This is a genomic window from Ignavibacteriales bacterium (assembly GCA_026390795.1).
Taxonomy (GTDB): domain Bacteria; phylum Bacteroidota; class Ignavibacteria; order Ignavibacteriales; family Melioribacteraceae; genus Fen-1258.
In genome coordinates, this window is sequence record JAPLFG010000003.1 from 321973 (window position 1) to 341470 (window position 19498).

The 19498-nt window shown below is 33.2% G+C and carries 23 protein-coding genes; 10 read left to right on the plus strand and 13 right to left on the minus strand.

The annotated features are described in order from the left end of the window. Positions 1-128: 128 nt before the first annotated feature. Together NTX65_05045 and NTX65_05050 are read right to left on the minus strand one after the other, a co-directional pair. The gene (locus NTX65_05045; protein ID MCX6168679.1) at positions 129-794 is read right to left on the minus strand and encodes a response regulator transcription factor; all 666 of its coding nucleotides are present in this window, start codon (positions 792-794) and stop codon (positions 129-131) included. 1 nt (position 795) lies between these two features. Continuing rightward, positions 796-1920 carry a sensor histidine kinase gene (locus tag NTX65_05050; protein ID MCX6168680.1) on the minus strand — a complete coding sequence of 375 codons (1125 nt, stop codon included), beginning with the start codon at positions 1918-1920 and terminating at the stop codon, positions 796-798. A gap of 612 nt (positions 1921-2532) precedes the next feature. Here NTX65_05050 and NTX65_05055 point away from each other — a divergent pair. Continuing rightward, positions 2533-2997, plus strand: a complete 465-nt coding sequence (locus tag NTX65_05055; protein MCX6168681.1) for a hypothetical protein — start codon at positions 2533-2535, stop codon at positions 2995-2997. A 124-nt stretch (positions 2998-3121) separates the two neighbouring features. Here NTX65_05055 and NTX65_05060 read toward each other — a convergent pair whose 3' ends face one another. The 4 genes from NTX65_05060 to NTX65_05075 are packed head-to-tail and all read right to left on the minus strand — an operon-like array spanning position 3122 to position 5071. Further along, positions 3122-3622 (minus strand): crossover junction endodeoxyribonuclease RuvC, encoded by a 501-nt coding sequence (locus NTX65_05060; GenBank protein MCX6168682.1) that lies wholly within the window; start codon positions 3620-3622, stop codon positions 3122-3124. A 12-nt stretch (positions 3623-3634) separates the two neighbouring features. After that, on the minus strand, positions 3635-4156 hold the full coding sequence (locus NTX65_05065; GenBank protein ID MCX6168683.1) for a hypothetical protein: 522 nt from the start codon (positions 4154-4156) through the stop codon (positions 3635-3637). Further along, on the minus strand, positions 4137-4751 hold the full coding sequence (locus NTX65_05070) for a helix-turn-helix domain-containing protein (protein ID MCX6168684.1): 615 nt from the start codon (positions 4749-4751) through the stop codon (positions 4137-4139). Before NTX65_05070 ends, NTX65_05065 begins: the two co-directional genes overlap by 20 nt. Positions 4752-4777: 26 nt before the next feature. After that, entirely contained in the window at positions 4778-5071 is a 294-nt protein-coding gene (locus tag NTX65_05075; GenBank protein ID MCX6168685.1) for a helix-turn-helix transcriptional regulator, read from the minus strand. Positions 5072-5718: 647 nt separating this feature from the next. Here NTX65_05075 and bamC point away from each other — a divergent pair. Beyond that, positions 5719-6189 carry an outer membrane protein assembly factor BamC gene (bamC, locus tag NTX65_05080; protein ID MCX6168686.1) on the plus strand — a complete coding sequence of 157 codons (471 nt, stop codon included), beginning with the start codon at positions 5719-5721 and terminating at the stop codon, positions 6187-6189. Positions 6190-6307: 118 nt separating this feature from the next. Further along, on the plus strand, positions 6308-7552 hold the full coding sequence (locus tag NTX65_05085; GenBank protein MCX6168687.1) for a T9SS type A sorting domain-containing protein: 1245 nt from the start codon (positions 6308-6310) through the stop codon (positions 7550-7552). Positions 7553-7636: 84 nt separating this feature from the next. Here NTX65_05085 and NTX65_05090 read toward each other — a convergent pair whose 3' ends face one another. From NTX65_05090 to NTX65_05100, 3 genes are all read right to left on the minus strand, one after another. Further along, complete coding sequence (locus NTX65_05090; GenBank protein MCX6168688.1) at positions 7637-8092, minus strand: toll/interleukin-1 receptor domain-containing protein; 456 nt, start codon at positions 8090-8092, stop codon at positions 7637-7639. Between the two features lie 448 nt (positions 8093-8540). Further along, positions 8541-8717 (minus strand): hypothetical protein, encoded by a 177-nt coding sequence (locus NTX65_05095; protein MCX6168689.1) that lies wholly within the window; start codon positions 8715-8717, stop codon positions 8541-8543. A gap of 11 nt (positions 8718-8728) precedes the next feature. Then, on the minus strand, positions 8729-9109 hold the full coding sequence (locus NTX65_05100) for a hypothetical protein (protein ID MCX6168690.1): 381 nt from the start codon (positions 9107-9109) through the stop codon (positions 8729-8731). 416 nt (positions 9110-9525) lie between these two features. Between NTX65_05100 and NTX65_05105 the strand changes: the two genes are divergently transcribed. The 3 genes from NTX65_05105 to NTX65_05115 all read left to right on the plus strand — a co-directional run bounded on the left by NTX65_05105 (position 9526) and on the right by NTX65_05115 (position 10441). Then, positions 9526-9711 carry a hypothetical protein gene (locus NTX65_05105; protein ID MCX6168691.1) on the plus strand — a complete coding sequence of 62 codons (186 nt, stop codon included), beginning with the start codon at positions 9526-9528 and terminating at the stop codon, positions 9709-9711. A gap of 70 nt (positions 9712-9781) precedes the next feature. After that, positions 9782-9991, plus strand: coding sequence for a hypothetical protein (locus NTX65_05110; GenBank protein ID MCX6168692.1), 210 nt, complete (start codon positions 9782-9784; stop codon positions 9989-9991). A gap of 102 nt (positions 9992-10093) precedes the next feature. Then, on the plus strand, positions 10094-10441 hold the full coding sequence (locus NTX65_05115) for a hypothetical protein (protein ID MCX6168693.1): 348 nt from the start codon (positions 10094-10096) through the stop codon (positions 10439-10441). 217 nt (positions 10442-10658) lie between these two features. On the opposite strand, the gene NTX65_05120 is transcribed toward NTX65_05115, so the two are convergent. The 4 genes from NTX65_05120 to NTX65_05135 are packed head-to-tail and all read right to left on the minus strand — an operon-like array spanning position 10659 to position 14876. After that, entirely contained in the window at positions 10659-11741 is a 1083-nt protein-coding gene (locus NTX65_05120; GenBank protein ID MCX6168694.1) for a hypothetical protein, read from the minus strand. Continuing rightward, positions 11692-11898, minus strand: a complete 207-nt coding sequence (locus NTX65_05125; GenBank protein MCX6168695.1) for a KTSC domain-containing protein — start codon at positions 11896-11898, stop codon at positions 11692-11694. Before NTX65_05125 ends, NTX65_05120 begins: the two co-directional genes overlap by 50 nt. 9 nt (positions 11899-11907) lie before the next feature. Continuing rightward, positions 11908-13701, minus strand: a complete 1794-nt coding sequence (locus tag NTX65_05130; GenBank protein MCX6168696.1) for an ATP-binding protein — start codon at positions 13699-13701, stop codon at positions 11908-11910. Continuing rightward, positions 13698-14876, minus strand: a complete 1179-nt coding sequence (locus NTX65_05135; protein MCX6168697.1) for an SIR2 family protein — start codon at positions 14874-14876, stop codon at positions 13698-13700. The genes NTX65_05130 and NTX65_05135 overlap by 4 nt, the downstream gene beginning before the upstream one ends. A gap of 967 nt (positions 14877-15843) precedes the next feature. On the opposite strand from NTX65_05135, the gene NTX65_05140 reads away from it, so the two are divergent. The 4 genes from NTX65_05140 (at position 15844) to NTX65_05155 (ending at position 19336) form a co-directional block, all read left to right on the plus strand. After that, positions 15844-16014, plus strand: coding sequence for a hypothetical protein (locus tag NTX65_05140; GenBank protein MCX6168698.1), 171 nt, complete (start codon positions 15844-15846; stop codon positions 16012-16014). Positions 16015-16026: 12 nt separating this feature from the next. After that, positions 16027-16524 (plus strand): hypothetical protein, encoded by a 498-nt coding sequence (locus tag NTX65_05145; protein ID MCX6168699.1) that lies wholly within the window; start codon positions 16027-16029, stop codon positions 16522-16524. Between the two features lie 662 nt (positions 16525-17186). Then, a complete protein-coding gene (locus tag NTX65_05150) occupies positions 17187-18482 on the plus strand; it encodes a hypothetical protein (protein ID MCX6168700.1) in 1296 nt (431 codons plus the stop codon). Next, positions 18479-19336 carry a DNA adenine methylase gene (locus NTX65_05155; GenBank protein MCX6168701.1) on the plus strand — a complete coding sequence of 286 codons (858 nt, stop codon included), beginning with the start codon at positions 18479-18481 and terminating at the stop codon, positions 19334-19336. The genes NTX65_05150 and NTX65_05155 overlap by 4 nt, the downstream gene beginning before the upstream one ends. The last annotated feature ends 162 nt before the right edge of the window (positions 19337-19498 follow it).

Sequence of the window (19498 nt, forward strand, 5' to 3'; positions counted from 1 at the left end):
TACTTGTACGACATTTCATTAAAACTATTAACAAAAATTATACAAATTAGAGTTTAGCTGAATTTTAATAAAAATCGACTTGTTGTCTAGAATTAATACAGTGCAACAAGATTTTAACCGGATTTAATTTATACCTTTTTTTTATTAAAAAAAGAATATTGGATTGCATACTTAATAAGCATCGGAAGTGATTTAATATTTAATTTACCCATGATATTTGAACGCATTGTATCAATAGTTCTTTTTGTTTTACCCGTTTCTTGAGCTATTTCCATTGTCGATTTGCCCTCGGAAATATAAAATAATATCATTTTTTCGGTGGGTGTGAGAGTAAGAGATCGTGTACGGGGTGGTTTCATAAATTCATCATATTTCTTTTTAATTCTATCTAATTCTTCCTCGGATTTACCCATAAAATATTTCTTGCCTGAAAAAACCAGTCTTATGATATTCACGAGTTCGATTTTCACAATCTCTTTGGGAATGATACCAGAAGCATTTATTTGGAGGGCCTTGTAAATATATTCATCAGAATTATACATTGTTAAAAAAATAACTTTTGCATCAGCATCTCGATCAAAAATTTTAATAGCTGCTTCTATTCCATTCAAGCCTGGCATTTCAATATCGCTGAGAACGATATCTGGATGAAAACTAAAATACTTATCAATCATTTCTTCCCCACTCTTTGCTTCAGCAATAACACAGATATCATCATAACCTTGTAAAAGATCTCCAAGACCTTGTCGGAGAATTGTGTGATCATCTACAACTAGCAATCGGATTGTACACATATTATATTCCTTCCTTCGGAATCTGAATAAGTAAAGTCGTTCCTTCACTAGGTGAAGAATCAATTTTAAAAGTTCCTTTCAGTTTTTCAGTTCTCTCTTGAATACTGATCAAACCAACACCTAAATGATTATGATTATTTGAATAATACTCCGCAGGAATTCCTACACCATTGTCAGAAATAACCATATTAATAGTTTGTTCAAGGATTTCAATATGAATTGAAAATTCGTTAGCCTGTGAATGTTTAATAATATTATTAATTGCTTCCTGAATAATACGATAGATGCAGAATACAACATCATGGTTAAGTCCGTGGTCATTCCCCTCGAATTCCAGGTCTCCAGTAATTTGAGAATTTGTAGTTACATTATGAATCAAACTTTGTACACTCAATTTGAGGCCAAGATTATTAAGCTCTATTGGTTTTAGAGTTCTAGATATCTCTCTTATTTTTTCATATACGGTAGCTATGTCGGAAAGAAGTTCTTCATGTTTATAATTTCCCGACTGAGCAAGTTTCATATTTATCATCACTAATTGTTGACCAATATCATCATGAAGTTCACGTGATAATGTTTTTTTTAACTCTTCGTACTCGGAATCGAGTCGATTGGCGAGTGATTTTAACCTGTTTTTATAATTTTCAAGTTCAAATTCATATTTTTTTACTTGGGTGATGTCGTGTAAATAAATATTACTGAATTTTAACTTATCATACTTTTTTACAATAACGGAAAATATCACATCATTTATTTTTTCTATTGAAGGATATGTTTTATTTTTTGATAGTTCGGAAAATAATGGTAACACCTCATTAATCTTTTTCTCTTTGTAGTCGATACCAGGGAATAGTCGCCTAGAAGCTTCATTTGTTTGAATTATAGTACCCGATAAATCAATTCTAATTAATGGATCTGGATCCATTTCTGCAAATAATGCCATAAGCTCAGCTTTCTCTAGCAAGTATCGCTGATTTTCCAAAACGAATTTTTTTTGTAAAGGAAAGATTACTTTTATAAAAATCAAAATAGTTACGCTCAATACAACGATGCTCATAATTACTGCAAAGAAAAATGGATTTTGAAAAGTAAAAAATTGATTCGTGTAATTCTCTAAGTTATTCATTTATATCGTCAGGTTATAAGTATCCGCTGAAAATAATTAAAGGTTAATTTCATTCCTCTGGATAAAATAAATCTTTTTTGTTCAAAACAACATCAGTATAAGTACGATAACCTTTGACCACATAGATAAAACTTAGATCTCACGATAATCTATGATTATTAAACAATAATCAAAAATCTTTTGTACTGTCGAACATATACTGATGTAATTAGCCAGAATATTTAGCTCAATTTATTTTCATAATAATGATAAAAAATCAAGACTTAGAGCATTGGACGAATTCCAAAGGAATATGTCAAAGGTATATTGATGGACAAGAAACATTCAGATCTAATTACTCTTCTCGAATTTCCTAGATATTGAAGAACCAATTCGAATAGTATTAAATTGAGACATAAATGTTCAACCTTCAAGTACAATTTGAATGCAATTATTATTATTATTTGGATCCTTAGTCGTACTTAACATACATAATAAAACGAGTTAAGAAACGACAGAAGAAATATTCACAATTTTATATAGGCAACTGAATACCTAAACACGCGTTAAAACGAGTAGATCAATGTAGCACTAGTTATAATACAACCATGTAAAAATAAAATGGGTTACAATATGAAAGTAAAAGTAATAGATTATATTTCTCTTTCAACGGTTATATTTTCCATTCTGTTTTTCTTAATTCTTTTTTTGAATATATTTTTTATTATTCGTCCAATTGGTGACTATTTTAATGACCATTCATGGTGGTGGATACCTTTAAGTGTAGTATTACCATTGGGGCTTCTATTAGTTGATAGAGCTCGATATAAAAGGGTTAATGAAGAAATATTTAAACTATTTCAAACAACTATACTTACCGTTCAAGATGTTTTACAGAAATCTTCTTCAAGGATACAAAATATAATGCTTGATATGGAAGAGCAAAATGTAAGGGCTTCCTTACTAAAAGAAATGGATGATACTTTCAATGAAAATGTTAGATTAATTCAAGTATTATCTTCCTTAAATCTTGAGGATCTTTTAAAAAATTCCAACAAGCATCTTTCTTCATTTTTATTGAAAGATAAAGGAGAATAATTCTTAATTATTTGTTCTGGCGAGGTGGGATTAATCAGTTATATGAGTTGGTTTACTTCGCATGTCTATTGAAAAGACTTTCGCTCAATTAAATTATGCCTTTGATTTGTTGTTGAAGTCGGATTTATATTTTATTAACGGCTATTAATCCAAGCGCAACCGCATCAAACATATTGCGGTGAAATATTTCTTTCCATTTTCGATCTGATGTCAAATAAGGCTTGAGTTCAGGATAATAAGAAACAACTACTTTAGCCACTTCATCTTTACTTGCTGAACCATTGCCACAAATTTGCTTTCTTACGGTATTTGCTGCATATGCATATACTTTGAGTCCTTGCCGTTTTCCTATAGTTTGTATTTCATCGGCAAAAACATTGAGTAATGCAGAGTTTCGGTTATTTGAAAAAAATGTTTTTTCAACAACCAGTATTTCTGGTTTGAAATCATGAATCATACGCAATATAGCCTTCTTCCCTTCTTTTAAAGTTTCATGGGCAAGATTCATATGCTTAATAGTCTTGACTCCATAATAAATAAGTTCTTTCCCTTCAAAGAAGGCAACCCCAAGATGCCGAGTTCCCGGATCGATAGCTAGAACTTTTCGTGAAATAAGTTTTTTCATATAGATAAATAATTAATGTACACGTTGAACAACTTTTCTTTGTCTTGTACCAAGATTTTGAAAACAGACAACTCCCATCGCGATAGCTTCAAACATACGGGTGAGATATCGGCTTTTGTTTTTCTTCTCCCGTTCATATTCGTGATATACAACGGGATATATTATGAGTACTTCTTCGGTCAATAACCTTTTATTTGTTTTACCTGAAAGTAATGTTTTCTCGATAGCACTGATTGGATATTCAATTATTGCAAGATGTTTCTGTCTTCCAATGTTCTTTATTGATTCATTAAGTTTGGTCAACGCCAATGAACTCCGAGATGAATGCATCTTTTTTATTGCTACAACATCTATGTTAAATCGTTCAATGTAATCAGATCCATATCCGACTAGGTTTTTTATTTTTTCTTTGAGCGTTTTTCCATTGAGCGATTTTATAAACCAATCGCGTAAATCTGAATCATTAAATATTGCGACACCGATATATCTAGTTCCCAAAACGATTGATAAAATATTATGTCCGTGAGTTTTCATAATGACGAATAAGGTAGGTAAATAATGCACATCGACTTTTTTTAATTTTATGGAATGGGGTTAATTTAACCTCTGCTGCTATTTTTCTTAGAAACTCTTCTGGATATCTGTTTGCAAATTGCAAGTAAGTTTTACGATTTTCTTGATCATTAAGTATTTCGGCAATTTCTTGAGCAAGTAATTCTTTCTTTTTTGCTTGAGCTATTGTGTTGTTATTTATTTCTTGTTGGTTAGTATTGTTAGTGTCAACTTTTAATACAGGTGAGTTTCTCTTATGTGACATCTGAATTCCTTTAGTGCAACGCTCCACATGTAGTAAGTAGTAACGGTTGTGCATTCTGTCTTTTTTCTCAAGAGCAATGAGTTTATGCATAGTGAGTTTTTGAATTGCTCGATTAACTGTCGCCCGAGAACACCCCAAATGATCTGCAATATATTTTTGTGATGGGAAACAGGATTGTCTTTCATCTGCCATACTTGCAAGGAAAAAATACACTGCTAATGCAGAGAAACCGACTAGAGATGGATATTTCCAGATAACTCCCTTAGCAACCCAATACCACTCTCCCGCATACATGGTTCGTTGGTTGTACATGTGAGGATATTCCATGAATTCAGTACTTAATTACGAGGTGTTGCTTGTTTCTTTTTCGTGAACTCGGATTCCCGTTTTTTCATTTCTTCACGTAACTGGCGAAGATGATCAATGAATAACGAATCGACCATCACACGATAGAGAATGGATATTTTAAATGCATTTATTAAATTAGGAATGCATTCACCTTTCTCCCATCGCGAGATTTTGCTCGTACTTTTAATTCCCAAAATCTTAGCAACATCCTTTTGCTTGTACCCGTTTATCTTCCGGTACTTGCGCATGAGATTGGGAATTTTTTTATATCTCTCATATTCCATTACATAAGTTTAATATGTGTGCTGAGGAAAAAAAGGAAGGATAATTTGCTTTTATAAGCAATTATTAAAAGAATCGTTTTTTGTACTCCTTGGATAAAATGAATCCGATAAATAAATTTACTTTTGAAACAATGACAGATAGCAGATGATAATTTTATAAAAGACTAAAAAAATTCTTCATTTTATGATGCAATAAAACAATTGAATAAGAACCATCTTTGTAAGAAGAAGAATATCTCCTATTGAGTGTGCCGAAAGTCAAAGGAAGTATTTTTTGTCGACATATTATTAAATTTTTTATTAGATTTATTGCGAGTTGAAAACCAACAGAAGGAAACAATAAAAACTTTTTAACATAATTTTATAACGCAGCTACTGCGTTGTTCTTCTTCGAAAACTGGCAAGTTTAAAGTGCATGAGAACAAGCAAGTAAGTTGCGTCCGAAATGGACGCGCTTTCTTATGTCTTTGTGCACGGGCATGCCAGTGCCTCGAAGAAGGATGTAATGAAAGTTGCGTCCTTTTTATTTTTTAAAGACGTGCAATTCCTAACAAGTAGATTCATTGCTAGACAAATGCTTAATAGCAGTGCGCATACGCCTAGCGTAACAGAATGTGTGCATTGCTAAATCAAACTAGGAGAAATGTATGAAAAAAGTATTTGTAGCTTCTGCGATCATGAGCATTTTTTTATGCTCTTGTTTTTCGATTGGTTCCGCAACGCTTCCTTCTGCAACTGAGGGATATAATCCTAAAAAAACATATGAGAAATCATATGATGATGTGTGGAAAGTAATTCAAGATGTGCTGTTAACAGAACGCATCACTATTATCACGCAAGACAAAGCAAACAAAAGGATACAAACGGATTATATTCAAGGACTCACACAAGCTGGCGTATTGGGTGGTTCTCTTACAACTCGATACAAATACAACATCATGTTTGAAACACAAGGAAAATATTCTACTACCATTACCATCATGGCCACACTTGAATCTTCATCAAAAAATATTGCATGGCACGATATATCAAAAGACAATATCGAGAAAGTTCAAAATTTAGAAAATTATTTGTATGAAAAAATTGAAAGCCGTTCGAATAGTGGTGAAACGAAATAAAACATTTGATGTGTGTACATTTGATAAAAACCGCACACACATTTCATCTGTAATAGTGGGCACTGGAATACATGATGTATTTAAATTTTGTCTTGCATGTAAATATGGAGGAGCATACATGAAACGAAAACATATTTTATTTTTTATTCTGAGTATTACCCAAGTACTGTGGGCTCAAAAAATTGGGACAAAAATCATAACTCCCTTTGGCACCGCTCGATCAATTTCAGTACTGGCAGATAACAGAATATTTGTAGGGACACAAAATGACGGATTATATTACTCACCCGATAATGGTAGCACGTGGATTTACCTTACATTTCCTCACTCATTAACAGGCATGGCATATAAATCGAGTTCGGGAAATTTGTATGTTGATGCACAATACAACGGTCTCTATCGAAGCAAAGGGGGAACTGGAAATTGGGAATTGGTCGGCTTTCAAGATGTGGAAATTGATCAGATTTTTGAAAGTGCAACGGGTAATTTAGTCTGTCATATTAATGCGTATAATCCAGCCGTGTATAATAGCGTATATACGTTTTATCTTTCAAAAAATAATGGCCTTAACTGGAATTACATTCCATCTCAATTCAGTAAAAGTCTTGGCCTTGGTATTGCGGTACATCCCAATAAGACGATCTACATCGGGACCTATCAAGGATTATATAAATCCACCGACGGTGAATCATGGCAATTTTGTGAGCCAGGAACTGTCTATTCAACAGCGATTCAGTCGAATGGATTAATCTATTATACAACCTCAAATGAAATCAGAAATACGATGGACAACGGGTCAGCGTTGGGTATTTTTCCTTTAACTCAATCTCCATTTGTGACGTATAAAATTGTTAGAGATCAACAAGATGATTTGTACGTACAATCTACTAATTACAGCGAGAGTTATTTATATAAAAATACGAAGGGCTCTTTCATATGGAATCTATTAGGGGAATTGAATGGGGATAATGGTCATACGTATGGTAAACAGATGCAAATAAACTCTTTTGGGGATATATTCTATCTGGATGGAGGATCACTATATAAGATAAATCGAACCATAACAAAAGTCGATGATTACCTCAATGTACAGGTACCACATCAGATTCAGTTGTTTCAGAATTATCCTAATCCATTCAATCCAACGACAAACATATCATTCTCACTCAACGAAAAGACCTTCATGAAACTGAAGATTTACGATAGTTGTGGTAAAGAGATAACAACATTAGTAAATGAAGAAAAACCCGCTGGGACATATTCTGTTAAATTTGACGGTAATTCTTTATCAAGTGGTGTATATTTTTATCGATTACAAACTTCCCATTTTTCGCAAACTATGAAACTACTATTATTGAAATAAAGTTATATACAATTGAAAAATATCAATTAAGGATACTCAATAAATTGAATAAAAAATGATTGAATTTAAAATAAAAGTCTTGGTTCAGTTTTTTAAGGCAACATATGCGACAAGTCCTAATAAACCCAACGCAATAACGTCTGACAATGTTTTTGATTGAGCCCGTTTTTGAACAAAGTCACGTAACCATGCGAGTTGTGCTTCTGGTGCTTTTGCAATGTCAAGATATTTTATATCACCAAGCAAAGGTGGAAATGCTGCCCCAGGTTGTAAAAGCACCGGAAGAATATCTTTCCCTTCTGTTTTAGCAAGAAAAAGTTCGTTATTTACATACTTTGATTCACGAGCATTAGAAGTCCATAAAAGAACAAATAAATCACTTCTTTTTATCTGATCTGATATTTCAATACTGAGGCTACTTCCTGCAGGAAGATCGTGTTCAGCTACGAATATATCCACATTGTTAAGCGCTAAATGTTGTTTTAAATACTCTGCCCATCTGAGTTCATTTTGGGCATAACTAATAAATATATTATACATAGTATAAACTCCCAAGCATTATATAAATAAATTGAATTAGGAATAAACTAACACCATCTTTTCAGATAAAGATATAGAAATCAATAACAAGAAATTTGTTCATCAAAACAGTATTAAATTATTTTCTATGCTTCGAGTAATGGTTATTTGTTTTGGGATTTACGTAATGCCCACCTTTATGAGATGAACCTTTTCCTCCTTTATAATATCCACCATTACTTCTTCTATGAGTACTATAACTTTTGCTATGGTATGACTTATAACTGTAGGATTTTCGTTTTTGTGGCGCACCATCAATTGATGATAGTTGCGGTGTAATAAATAAAAATGATAACAATACCATGAGGAAATATTTTATATTTTTTTTCATCATCACCTCTTTTAATTGATATCGCTCTTATCTGTTAATGTATTTAAGAGCAAGAAATAACACTGCAGTCCAGAATTATTAATATAACCAATGATCTACTCCACCATGACTAGAACATGCACCCGAGCCGGTTGCATCTGTTCGGGTCCCATCTTTACATACGGCACCCTTTCTTTCAGATGGATCTGTGGAACTATCTTTACAATTCACACAAAATAACAATAGAAAAAAACCTATTAAGAGTAACCGTTTCATGTCCCCTCCGACTAACGAGAATGTTGCCAACAATATTTAGAGCCGGGTTCCGCCTTTCTTTTACATTGAGTTCCTTTCTTAGTAATTGCCTGACATTGAGAAGATGTTACTTCAGAAGAAGACTTCACTTTTTCTTTGATTTGAGATTGAGTGTTTATGGTGGCCTTTTCTTTTTTATTAACCTGAGTAGGCGGGTTACATCTCGAGCATGCTGAATACCCTCTGTCTAATGCATCTTTCAATTCAATGGGAATTGAACTTCTTCTTAGATACTGACAACCACTTGAATGGTACTTTGCACCAGTTTTTGTGATATAGACTGTTTGAGAAAATAGTTCTGTACTCAATAAACATACGAATAAAAATAAGAATAGGATTTTTCTTGTTCTCATAATTCACCTCGTCTGTTGCACTATTAATCTGAATTGAATTTAAAATTCATTTTATAAAAGTCCAAATCCCCCCGATTTGGACTGATTATCATAATATCTTCAATATTATGATACATCAGTATAAGTACGATAAATGATTTTGGATTTTAATGACAAAGCAGTTTAAAAAGATTGATTGAGGTATATAAACTTGGAATATAAGAATTGGCACAACTAGGCAAATTCATGTTTTCAAATCATTTGTGGGGATGAACTTGTCCTTGTAGATGACCATAATATGTTTATTTCTAAAATCCGGAGCCATAATTGTGGGGAAATATCACCTTTAATTCACGAACTCATTTGTCGTACTTATACTGATGTTAACTAAATCATGATTTTTTAGATTATATAGAATAAATATTTAAGGTAATATTATGTTAGGAAAACATGAAAAGACACAAAAAGGCACCTTCCGTAAAGAAAGAAGTGATTCTCTTGTAAAAAATCTTAAGAAGGATTATCCAGAACTGGAAAAGTTTAATGGAAATACAAAGCTGGGAACTCTTCTTAATAAATTTCAGGTAGATTCGTTAAACCAGTTGCGTAAAAAGTTGAAATAATTCACAAAAAGGGATTCTGCATTATATTAATTTGTAATTCATCTATTCGAATAACGGATAACTAAATATTATGGTTGATTCAAATTTATTATGGAAACCATTGCTTGAGGCTGCAGCTCAAACACTTGTTGGAGCCCTTGGGTCGTTAGCTGTGGGTAAATTAATCACTGGTATTAGAGAGAAAAATATATATGTAGGTGCAATGGATCTATGGTGTAGAGGTATTAGGGATGAGCAAATTTTCGAAAACTCCAACTTACTTTTTGATGGCATTATATAACCATATGCGCAATTATTTCCCGGCGATCCTTTTAAAAATGGTCAAAGATGGAATGATTTATATTCGTTTGAAGGAAAAATTTCAAAACATCAATATCAGGCAATGGAATTTTTTTCTGGTTCAGATGCAGCATTACGTGTGGGTAGCTTAAATGGAGAGACCTTAGTAGGATTATATGCCCGATATGGATTTATACTTGAAGGAATTATAGGAGTAGTTCCAACAAAATTAATTAGGAAAAAGATTCCACAATTTTTTGAGCCATCCTTTTATGGAGCGCGAGCAATTGTTAAGGCAACTCTTTCAAAATGTCCAAGTCAATTAGGATACGTTGCTCAGACGATAGCATTGAAAAGTGGGATAGAGTTGGATACAAGCAGTTACAGTAATTTGTGGTATTTAAAAATTAAAAACATTGACCTTTATTCAAAATCGAAGTTCATAAGTTAAGTGCACCCCGTCTTGTCGATTTTAATTAGTGGTGTGATTTTAAAATGATTATATAATTGACTAAAACCTCACTCTATTCAGAAACAATTCGCCTAGCTGTCCTTTTATAATCATTGTGGATGAATGTGCAATAAATAGTATGCCAGAGCATGTCATACACTTTTAGTGTCTTGATCCACAAATTACTCCAGCGTTTGATCTAAACTTTAGTAATTACTTAGAGTCGACTTATTTCCTTTTCAATTAATCTATATTTATCTTTTACGTCATCTCCTGAATAAAATTCAAACAAATCCTTTTTTGAAAGTGTACCTAAACTTAAAAAACGTCTTAGATATTCTTGATTAAATTCCATAAGAAGCATGGATTTATCTAGTTGCTTTAATATGGCCCGATTGTTATCAATATTATTCAATACTAAGGATTTAATGGAAAGAATATCAGTCACGTCCTTAACAAGCCGATTGACTAAAATGGCTAATAAATCTTTGTCCAAATCAATAACTCTGGCATTAAGAGCAATATCTCTGGCCAGCATATAAGCAATAATAAGATTTGAATAATCTCCTTTCTGGGAATTAATGATAGCTATTAGGCCAACTCCGGGGATATAACCAACATTTTCATAAATTTTAATAATCGAACTATCGACTAATGATACATCAAATACTATGAGACTAACTTTGCTTTCTCTGTTGGCTTGTGACTCAATTAATTGGCTCCAAGCAGTGTCTGCTTTTCGGGTAAAAACATCTTTACTTTCAATATCACCTAAGCGAATACTCTTATCAAATTTACATTCTATTGCAATTTTTAATTCAGAGTCGCTATTCACCTCACAAATAATATCACCAGTTTTATTTTTGGGAATTTTCCCGATGCTATTACCTGTCAAAAAAGCTCGATCTCTTAATTTCCTATCCAAGAAATAAGCATTTAAATATTCTACAATATCATCTTCAGCCAAAGTCCCTTTAATAGTTGATTTAAAAAAGAGTTCCTTTTTCATATCAAAAATCATTTTCAAACTTTCCAATTCAGTTCCAAGCTCGTTGGAAGTTTTTGATAAAAAAGAGGAGATTCGGTCTTCCATTAATGCTAATACACCTATGTAAATCGCTTTTACTAGTTTGGATTCCCGCTCGTTAGCCGATAAGTTATTGAAATAATTAAACACAATATCGTTTTCAATTTCAAACTTTCCAAGCTCAACTCTTTTTAATTTTTGATTCAGGTTTATATTGCCCATTTTAACCGATTTTTTGTTGTCTATATTTTTTATAAATATTTTGATGCGCATATGTTCCTTTTGATTCAGCACTAAGTAGCCCATCATATTCGTATGATGGCACATCATAATAGTCATAAACGCTACCATCTTTAAACTGAATCTCTAAGACGGCTGTATTGGGATCGTAACCAACTGCTTCGATGTGTGATGAACTTACGTGTACCATTTCCATGATTTATTTCTTCCTTGCTTTAGTGATAGCTTTTTGCTCTCTAATTGCTGTAACGATAACTTTATAATTTTTGTCATTCGGTGTAAAAGTTGTTTTCCACGTTTTGACCAATTCGGGGTCATTACTACTAGGTCTCGGTTCGACAAGGTCAATTCTAACTCGTGATGGAATATTAATGGCTTCACCTACAACAATAGCCTCACCAATTCTAAGTGAAGGGAGCAATTCCATTAAACTATTCATATTATTAGGAGCTGCAGATTCTACTGTTCCTTTATCACTACTATTCGATAACCTCAACGCAACAAAGGTTCCCGCTTGGGCAAGAATAGTTTCAGAAATTTCCGAAGGGCGTTGAGTAACCACCATAGCTCCGATTCCAAACTTTCGTCCCTCCTTAAATATTTTTTCGACAGCTTTACGAGCATATCCATACACATTTGAATTTTTTTCTGATTTTGGAAGGTATGAATGAGCTTCTTCGTAAACCATTAATAAAGGCCGGTTTCGGCCCGTATAAGTCTCGAAGCGTCCCCAGTACATAGCATCGAACAAGAAACGACTGATTAAACCAACAGAGATATCTATTAGTTCGAATGGAATTCCACTCAAATCTAAAATTGTAAGTCGTTTGTCGTGTTCAATCCAACTCCTTAATAAATGATCGATGTCATGCTTACTTCTGACATCATAGTAATCAGGTGGGTTGAACATAAAACTAAACCTTGAATCCTTTAATCTAGAATATATTTTTCCGATATAAGGGTACATTGTTTGTTTTTTCGATTTGTATGGTTGGGTATTATTAGGAGAGTATGGCGTGAATCTAGCAGGTATTAAATCTTTGGCATTTCCTTCAGATTCTAGACATTCATTTGCCGTAATGTGATCACTATTATGATTATAAGTAGCATTTAATTCTCTATCGAAGTCATACCACATTTGTTTGATGTCAAAAGGGATTGGTGAATCTGCTGTTATATAATTATCCTCAACTTTCCCAGCTTTTAATTTGCCAGCATTTATCTTTTTTAATTCAACAATCTTTTCTCTTAACTGCTTGTCTTCGGGTTTTTCCTGGCCTTCTGATCTGCCCACTAAAAAGAAAGATAATTCATCAAAAGTCATTGTCCAAAATGGAACGAAGAGGGGATTAACTTTATCATTAATTTTGAATATTTGAGCACTATCCTTAAAAGCAGAAGGATATTCTCCATGAGTATCAACCAATACGATTCTGGCTCCTTCATAATCATTTAGAATACGCTTAATCAAATGCGCTGTAGTGTTTGATTTACCACTTCCTGTTGATCCCAGAATTGCGGAATGTCGCAAAATTAAATTATGCAAATCAATATATACTGGTAAGTTTTCAGACGATGAATGTTTGCCTATTTCAATATAGCCGTCTGATTTATTTCCATAAATAAGTTTCAAATCCTCTTCTGTAACAATATGGACTTCGTCATTAATTGTGGGGAATGTGCCAACTCCCTTTTGAAATTTTTCATTGCCAAGTTTTTCGCCAATTAATTGAACTTGTAAAAATCGAGAACCATAGTTTGGTTCATATTGATTACTTTCATTACTTGACGGAGTATTACTTACTGAAGACACTAGCCCATATAAAGTTAAACTCCCTATAGGAAACTTAACAAATGTTCCGATTTGCCCAATTTTATACAGCCTTCCTCCAATGATTGGTGCAGCAGATGGGATTTCTTTGGAAATTTCAACTTCTACGCTTCCACTACTCACATTAATCACATCGCCTAAATATGTAATATCTCTTTTCATTTCGTTTTAATTGGGATAGTTACGTTTTCTTTTAATCCAGAGGTCACGATTAAAAACTTAACAAGCTCCTTAAAATCGCCAAGCTTTAATTTATCTTTGTCCCAAAACGTATCCAGTATTTCTCCGCCTTTGGAATAAACCCAATTCCCATACAAACCTGAAACTGATGCTTTAGTAGGTCCGATCATTGTTAAATTGGGGAAATTCTTACCTTCTGCAACAATTTTTTCCATTGGCTTATTTTCGTAGAAAAATGAAATTATATGAAGTCTGTTATTTTGATTAAGGCTGTTAAAAATAACTTCATTAATATGATCATCCGAGAAAGAGTAACCACTTATTATAAATATCCCCTCGCCACTCAATAAAAATTCTTTTAATCTATCAAAGAAGCTAGTAAAAGGTTGTTTTCTCGAAGATTCATATTTGTCTCTTGATGGATATATTACTAACTCTGCGTCGGGGAATTTCTCTTTCGCTCCATCACTTAAGCGTATTACTCTATGGGTCTTTTTATCATCGTTTAGTTTCCAAAACCAACCTAATGAGCCGTGTAATTTCCAAAGGCGGATCCATGAAACTGGTGGTCTGTCATAATTAGATTTACCATCCAAACTTTCATGTGCGAAAAATGGTTCATGCGATCCTACAAAACCATCATAAAAAGGAATTAGTAAATTTTCAAAAGCCCTCTCAAAGATTAAATCATAATTTGTGGTAAATATTTCCTTAGTAAAATCCCTTGATATCCAATTTAACCAGCTAATGAACCCCTTAGCAATAGATAAGTCTGCTTTTATTTCTGCAGAAGATATAATTTTATAAATTGCCTCACATATGGCTTTATCAAGTTGTTTTGCTCTTTCTCCATTTAAACCATCATACGAATTAGTTTTATTGTCAGATGTAATCTGTCGAATAAGACGCACTTGGTTTAGAATGGCCTCGATATGTTGTAAATCTTTCTCTAGCGTCTTTTTGATAGCGACATAATTATTTTTATCGTCACTTTTGAGTTCATCCTCAACTGTCTGTGTAATAGTGGCTATATCGGGTATTCCCATAGCTTTGGATGTCCCAGCCCCAAATAAAAAACCCAATCTTTTTGTATACGATAGTTGATTCCTAATTTCACCAAGTTCTCGCAACGGATCATGATCCAGCATTGTACTCATTTCTTGTTCCTTAATGTTAGATAATTCCTCAAATAATACTATAAATGTAATTATTTATTAAATTAAAATACATGGGCGTCTTAGATAACTCCCCTCGATTCATTTATCCCGGGATCGCACGCATCGTCATAATTATTAAAAGTTGTTAAATCAATCATTCTATGTCTTCAAAGAGTTCCGGACGAAAGTACAAATTTATTGAGAAATAGTTTTTGCTCTTTCTGTGATATTCATGTAACAACTACGGAATAAAGAAACACGAGTAGAGCTACTATAAATGTTTTTTGTTTTATTATAACTCATGAAATTTGTTCATCTATTGTTACCTCCATCAACAGATTGGGAATATTTTAATCATTTTATTCTGGGCATATAGAACGACAATTATGATAATAATGAAATAAATCCGTTGATTAATTACTATCGTACAACTACGACATAATTATTTTTGGTGAGTATTTATAAGAGATGGATATAAAAAAGGGTTCCTTAATAAATTGGTTCGATCTGAGCCAGGCAGGGTGCACTAGTTGACTACATAGTCAACAAAGATCTGCCTCAAGCAAGGGCGATTTTTGTTTTAAATACTACACTATTTTTATTTGAGGATGTATTTGCCCTTAACAGCAACTTTACCCACCTTATAGGTTCAGACAGTCCCTACTATCATAAATGGTATGGATTACCAAAAGTATCACAGTATCCCAAATAATCTCAGGCAGTGTCGTAAAGACCGAGGATTAGGACAAGATCAGGTAGCTACTGCTTTTGGGCTCAAGAATAAGACCCTTATTTCTCGATGGGAACGAGGAAGAGCAATACCCAATCTGATCAATGTGCTTAGATTATGCGATCTGTATAAGGTTTCTGTCACCGATCTATTCGGTGATCTCATACAAACCATTCATGAAATGAATCGGTTAGTATAAAATACGCCAAAGGGCGCCTTATACTAAAAACATTTTATATGCTATCACTTGAAGATGTTCGGAAACTCTTACCCGACGAAGACAAAAACCTAAGTGATGATGAAGTAAAACAAATTAGAGATGAATTTCGTCTTCTTGCCGGAATTATTTATGAGCAGTGGCAGGAAGAACACCAGAAGGAACGGAAAGAAGACAATAATCATTCTTGATTTTGTAGAAAAATGCGATACCATTTCTCTATGGAAGACAATTCAAACTATGAAAAATTAAGAGAGGACGCATTGCGATACTACAATGAAATCAATCACGTGTATTCTCCGTTGCTCCAAGATAATATCCGTTTCAGCGCGGAAGGATTTAACCACATCATTTTCAGACGAGCACGTACTGAACGAGACCGATCTTCTCAAATTATGCGTATGAAACTTTTGCCACTTGCAAAAAATCTTGTGGAGGTTGCAACTACCTATCAAGAGTTTGAAGAAACGTTACAAGAATTTGAAGTTAAACATTTTAAGAAAAGAGTCGTCACGACAAAACCAGTATATTATTGGGGATTGATTGCGATTATTGATGGACGAAAAATTAAAGTAATTATTAGAAAAGTGGGAGAAAATGGAACACTTCATTTTTGGAGTATTGTGCCTGCATGGATGACTAATAAATATCGTGATACTCGATTCGTTGCCACAATGAAAGGTAATCCAGAGGAAGATTAAAACAAAAACACCGTCATAAAAGACGGTATCTTTGAAATGCTTGCCTTCAGCTTATGTATTAGCCGAATAGGGCTGACGCCCCACAAGCACCCCGTCATTATATCAGTCTTGATGGGTATGTCAATAAGTCTGTGGATAAACATCAATTAGTTATAATAGTTTGAGATAAACTCAAATATAATTTTCCTATTACAACAAATTTATCAACCTTTTATTATGGATTGATAAAACATATCATGAAGGAAATAAATCACGCAGCTTTGTGGAATAGAAAGATGTCATTATCTTCTGAATTAGATTCTTCACCCTCTGAAATAGATTTCTCGAATACACGAATGTCTTTCTTCCATTTCTTGAGTTCTTCTTGCAATCGATTCCCACTAAATTCATTGAGGTGCACAAATAATGACTAACTTGTCATTAGACACAGATGGTAAGTAAGTTAGATAAATACTAAGTTATATAGGGAAGAAGGGCTAGACAAGATTCCTCTTTTAAATTATTCGCCTTTTGATCAAAGCAGGATGTAATTATTTCTTTCTTTCGGTGATAGTAGGGTGGTTCTATTTATTTTTGTTATAATTCTTGCTACAATGAATTTGAAGAAATAAATTACACTTGTAATGTAAAGAGATTTGTTTAAATGGTGTTTTGGAGTTAATATGTCCCAACAAAAAATAAAACAAATAAAGGTTAATGAACTTCGACTTTGGTCAGAAAATCCGCGTGATCCCATTGATCACAAGAGTACGGATTTTGATGTCATTAAACGTGCTATCGACGATAACCCAGATCAATGGAATCTTGACAAACTTGTAAAGGAGATGGGCGCTCATTATGATTTTAGTGAAATCCCAACTGTTGTATATCTAGAAGGAATACCCGTAGTCTTTGATGGCAATCGGCGTGTGGCAGTACTTAAATATTTGCAAAACAAAGAACTCTATTCAACTTTGACTGGAAAATTGTTTTATAACGACGGGCCAAAGGGATTACGGGAACTTCATGAAATCCCATGTAATGTTTGTGATAAGGAGACAGCATTGACTAACATTGAGAGGAAACACGTAAACAATGGCTCTTGGGGAACAATACAACGGGAATATTTTTTACATCAACATCGTGGTCAACCTAAAAGTTTGTTCCTTTTAATTGAAGAACAAACTGGATTAATTAGTGCTTTCCCGATAATGAATCAAGGCTTTGTGAAAGATGAAATTCTTACAGAGAAAAATTTGAAAGACGTAGGATTTGGTTTGAAGGATACAAAATTAATTTCTATTTATAAAGACAAACAACAGGAAAAAGATATATTACAGAAGGTAGGTTCCTTGGTAGAAGATAAGGATATAACAACAAGAAAAAATCGTGGTTTGCTAAAGAAACCGTTATTAGCGAAGTATCCAGAAAATAAAAATATTATAAAAACATTAAATGAATCACAAACTAATGAAGATGTTACAACTCGATTTGATAGTGTAAGTGATGCTTCTGTTCGCAGAACATCAATTACATCCACTTCTGATGAACTTTTTGGTCGCAAGCTTATTCTAGAAAGTGGACCCGTTAACAACTTGTATTGTGGTGTAACTGATGTGTATGAACGATTTAAGGATAAAGAGAATGTATTGCCAATAATTGCTATGTCCTTCCGTCTTATACTAGATGTTGCGGGGCGGTTATATTACGAAAGCCGAGACGAGACTATTTCACAGGAGGATCAAATAAGCAACCGGTTTATAAAGGATGCTAAATCCGCGCTGAAAAAAGATTGGGCACAAATGAAAAAAAATTCCACCTCTCTAACTTTAGAGTGGATTTCAGATAAGTATAGTTTAGAAGCTATTCTACATAAATTTGCACATGGCAATATCGATTATTCTAAACAAACAATAGTGCAGACATCTAAGATTGTTGCAGAAATACTTGAATATTATTTTAAAAAGAAGAGTAAATGAAATTATATTCACCCTTAAGATATCCAGGCGGAAAACGCAAACTAGCTAACTTCATTGCTAGAGTTTGTGAAAGGAATGTGGTTCGAGGGCATTATATTGAGCCATATGCTGGTGGGGCTGCAGTAGCATTATATTTGCTATTGCAGGAAGTTGTTGATGAAATTACCATCAATGATAAAGATCGTTCAATATATGCTTTTTGGTATTCGGTTAAGCATTATCCTTTACAACTTTGTGAATTGATAAATAAAACCCCTATAAGTCTATCAGAATGGAAAAAACAAAGAGAAATACAAAAAAAGAAAAAAGATGCTTCTTTGTTAGAGCTCGGTTTTTCAACCTTCTTTCTCAATCGAACAAATCGATCGGGCATAATTGAAGGTGGCCCTATTGGTGGAATTAAGCAGACAGGAGATTATAAAATTAATTGTAGATATAACAAAAAAGAATTGATTTCTCGGATAAAAAAAATAGCCGAGAAAAAAGGTAAGATCCATGTTTATAACCTTGATGCTATAGAGTTAGTGAAGAAATTGGAATTATCACAAAAAGTAAAAAACGGAATATTTTATTTTGATCCGCCATACTTTTTGAAGGGCGAGAGCTTATATCTTAATTCATATAATTTTGATGATCATGTGGAAGTCTCACGAGTTATCAAATCCATCAAGAATAGTCATTGGATTCTGACTTATGACAATACTCTACCAATAAGAGAACTTTATAAATCATATCGTTCAAAACGATATACATTACCGCATTTTGCATATAAACCTAGAATAGGAAAAGAAATTATGTACTTGAGTAACCATCTTTTAATACCTAAGACGATATTTGTCCAATATATTTGTTAACGGCATTCGTTCTTTTTTATCGTTATTAATTTTTCAAACAAATCGTGAAACGAGACTTGATATAATTCACATAATTTGATGATATTAATAAGATTGGGGAACGATTCTCCTTCCCCCACCTAGAAATCAGCGTGTTATTTTTGAGATTAAGTAATTGAGCCA

Bases quoted from the DNA above. Each gene is read 5' to 3' on its own strand.
- NTX65_05045 (MCX6168679.1), bottom strand. From the start codon at position 794: ATGTGTACAATCCGATTGCTAGTTGTAGATGATCACACAATTCTCCGA.
- NTX65_05050 (MCX6168680.1), bottom strand. From the start codon at position 1,920: ATGAATAACTTAGAGAATTACACGAATCAATTTTTTACTTTTCAAAAT.
- NTX65_05055 (MCX6168681.1), top strand. From the start codon at position 2,533: ATGAAAGTAAAAGTAATAGATTATATTTCTCTTTCAACGGTTATATTT.
- NTX65_05060 (MCX6168682.1), bottom strand. From the start codon at position 3,622: ATGAAAAAACTTATTTCACGAAAAGTTCTAGCTATCGATCCGGGAACT.
- NTX65_05065 (MCX6168683.1), bottom strand. From the start codon at position 4,156: ATGAAAACTCACGGACATAATATTTTATCAATCGTTTTGGGAACTAGA.
- NTX65_05070 (MCX6168684.1), bottom strand. From the start codon at position 4,751: ATGTACAACCAACGAACCATGTATGCGGGAGAGTGGTATTGGGTTGCT.
- NTX65_05075 (MCX6168685.1), bottom strand. From the start codon at position 5,071: ATGGAATATGAGAGATATAAAAAAATTCCCAATCTCATGCGCAAGTAC.
- bamC (MCX6168686.1), top strand. From the start codon at position 5,719: ATGAAAAAAGTATTTGTAGCTTCTGCGATCATGAGCATTTTTTTATGC.
- NTX65_05085 (MCX6168687.1), top strand. From the start codon at position 6,308: ATGAAACGAAAACATATTTTATTTTTTATTCTGAGTATTACCCAAGTA.
- NTX65_05090 (MCX6168688.1), bottom strand. From the start codon at position 8,092: ATGTATAATATATTTATTAGTTATGCCCAAAATGAACTCAGATGGGCA.
- NTX65_05095 (MCX6168689.1), bottom strand. From the start codon at position 8,717: ATGAAACGGTTACTCTTAATAGGTTTTTTTCTATTGTTATTTTGTGTG.
- NTX65_05100 (MCX6168690.1), bottom strand. From the start codon at position 9,109: ATGAGAACAAGAAAAATCCTATTCTTATTTTTATTCGTATGTTTATTG.
- NTX65_05105 (MCX6168691.1), top strand. From the start codon at position 9,526: ATGTTAGGAAAACATGAAAAGACACAAAAAGGCACCTTCCGTAAAGAA.
- NTX65_05110 (MCX6168692.1), top strand. From the start codon at position 9,782: ATGGTTGATTCAAATTTATTATGGAAACCATTGCTTGAGGCTGCAGCT.
- NTX65_05115 (MCX6168693.1), top strand. From the start codon at position 10,094: ATGGAATTTTTTTCTGGTTCAGATGCAGCATTACGTGTGGGTAGCTTA.
- NTX65_05120 (MCX6168694.1), bottom strand. From the start codon at position 11,741: ATGCGCATCAAAATATTTATAAAAAATATAGACAACAAAAAATCGGTT.
- NTX65_05125 (MCX6168695.1), bottom strand. From the start codon at position 11,898: ATGGTACACGTAAGTTCATCACACATCGAAGCAGTTGGTTACGATCCC.
- NTX65_05130 (MCX6168696.1), bottom strand. From the start codon at position 13,701: ATGAAAAGAGATATTACATATTTAGGCGATGTGATTAATGTGAGTAGT.
- NTX65_05135 (MCX6168697.1), bottom strand. From the start codon at position 14,876: ATGAGTACAATGCTGGATCATGATCCGTTGCGAGAACTTGGTGAAATT.
- NTX65_05140 (MCX6168698.1), top strand. From the start codon at position 15,844: ATGCTATCACTTGAAGATGTTCGGAAACTCTTACCCGACGAAGACAAA.
- NTX65_05145 (MCX6168699.1), top strand. From the start codon at position 16,027: ATGCGATACCATTTCTCTATGGAAGACAATTCAAACTATGAAAAATTA.
- NTX65_05150 (MCX6168700.1), top strand. From the start codon at position 17,187: ATGTCCCAACAAAAAATAAAACAAATAAAGGTTAATGAACTTCGACTT.
- NTX65_05155 (MCX6168701.1), top strand. From the start codon at position 18,479: ATGAAATTATATTCACCCTTAAGATATCCAGGCGGAAAACGCAAACTA.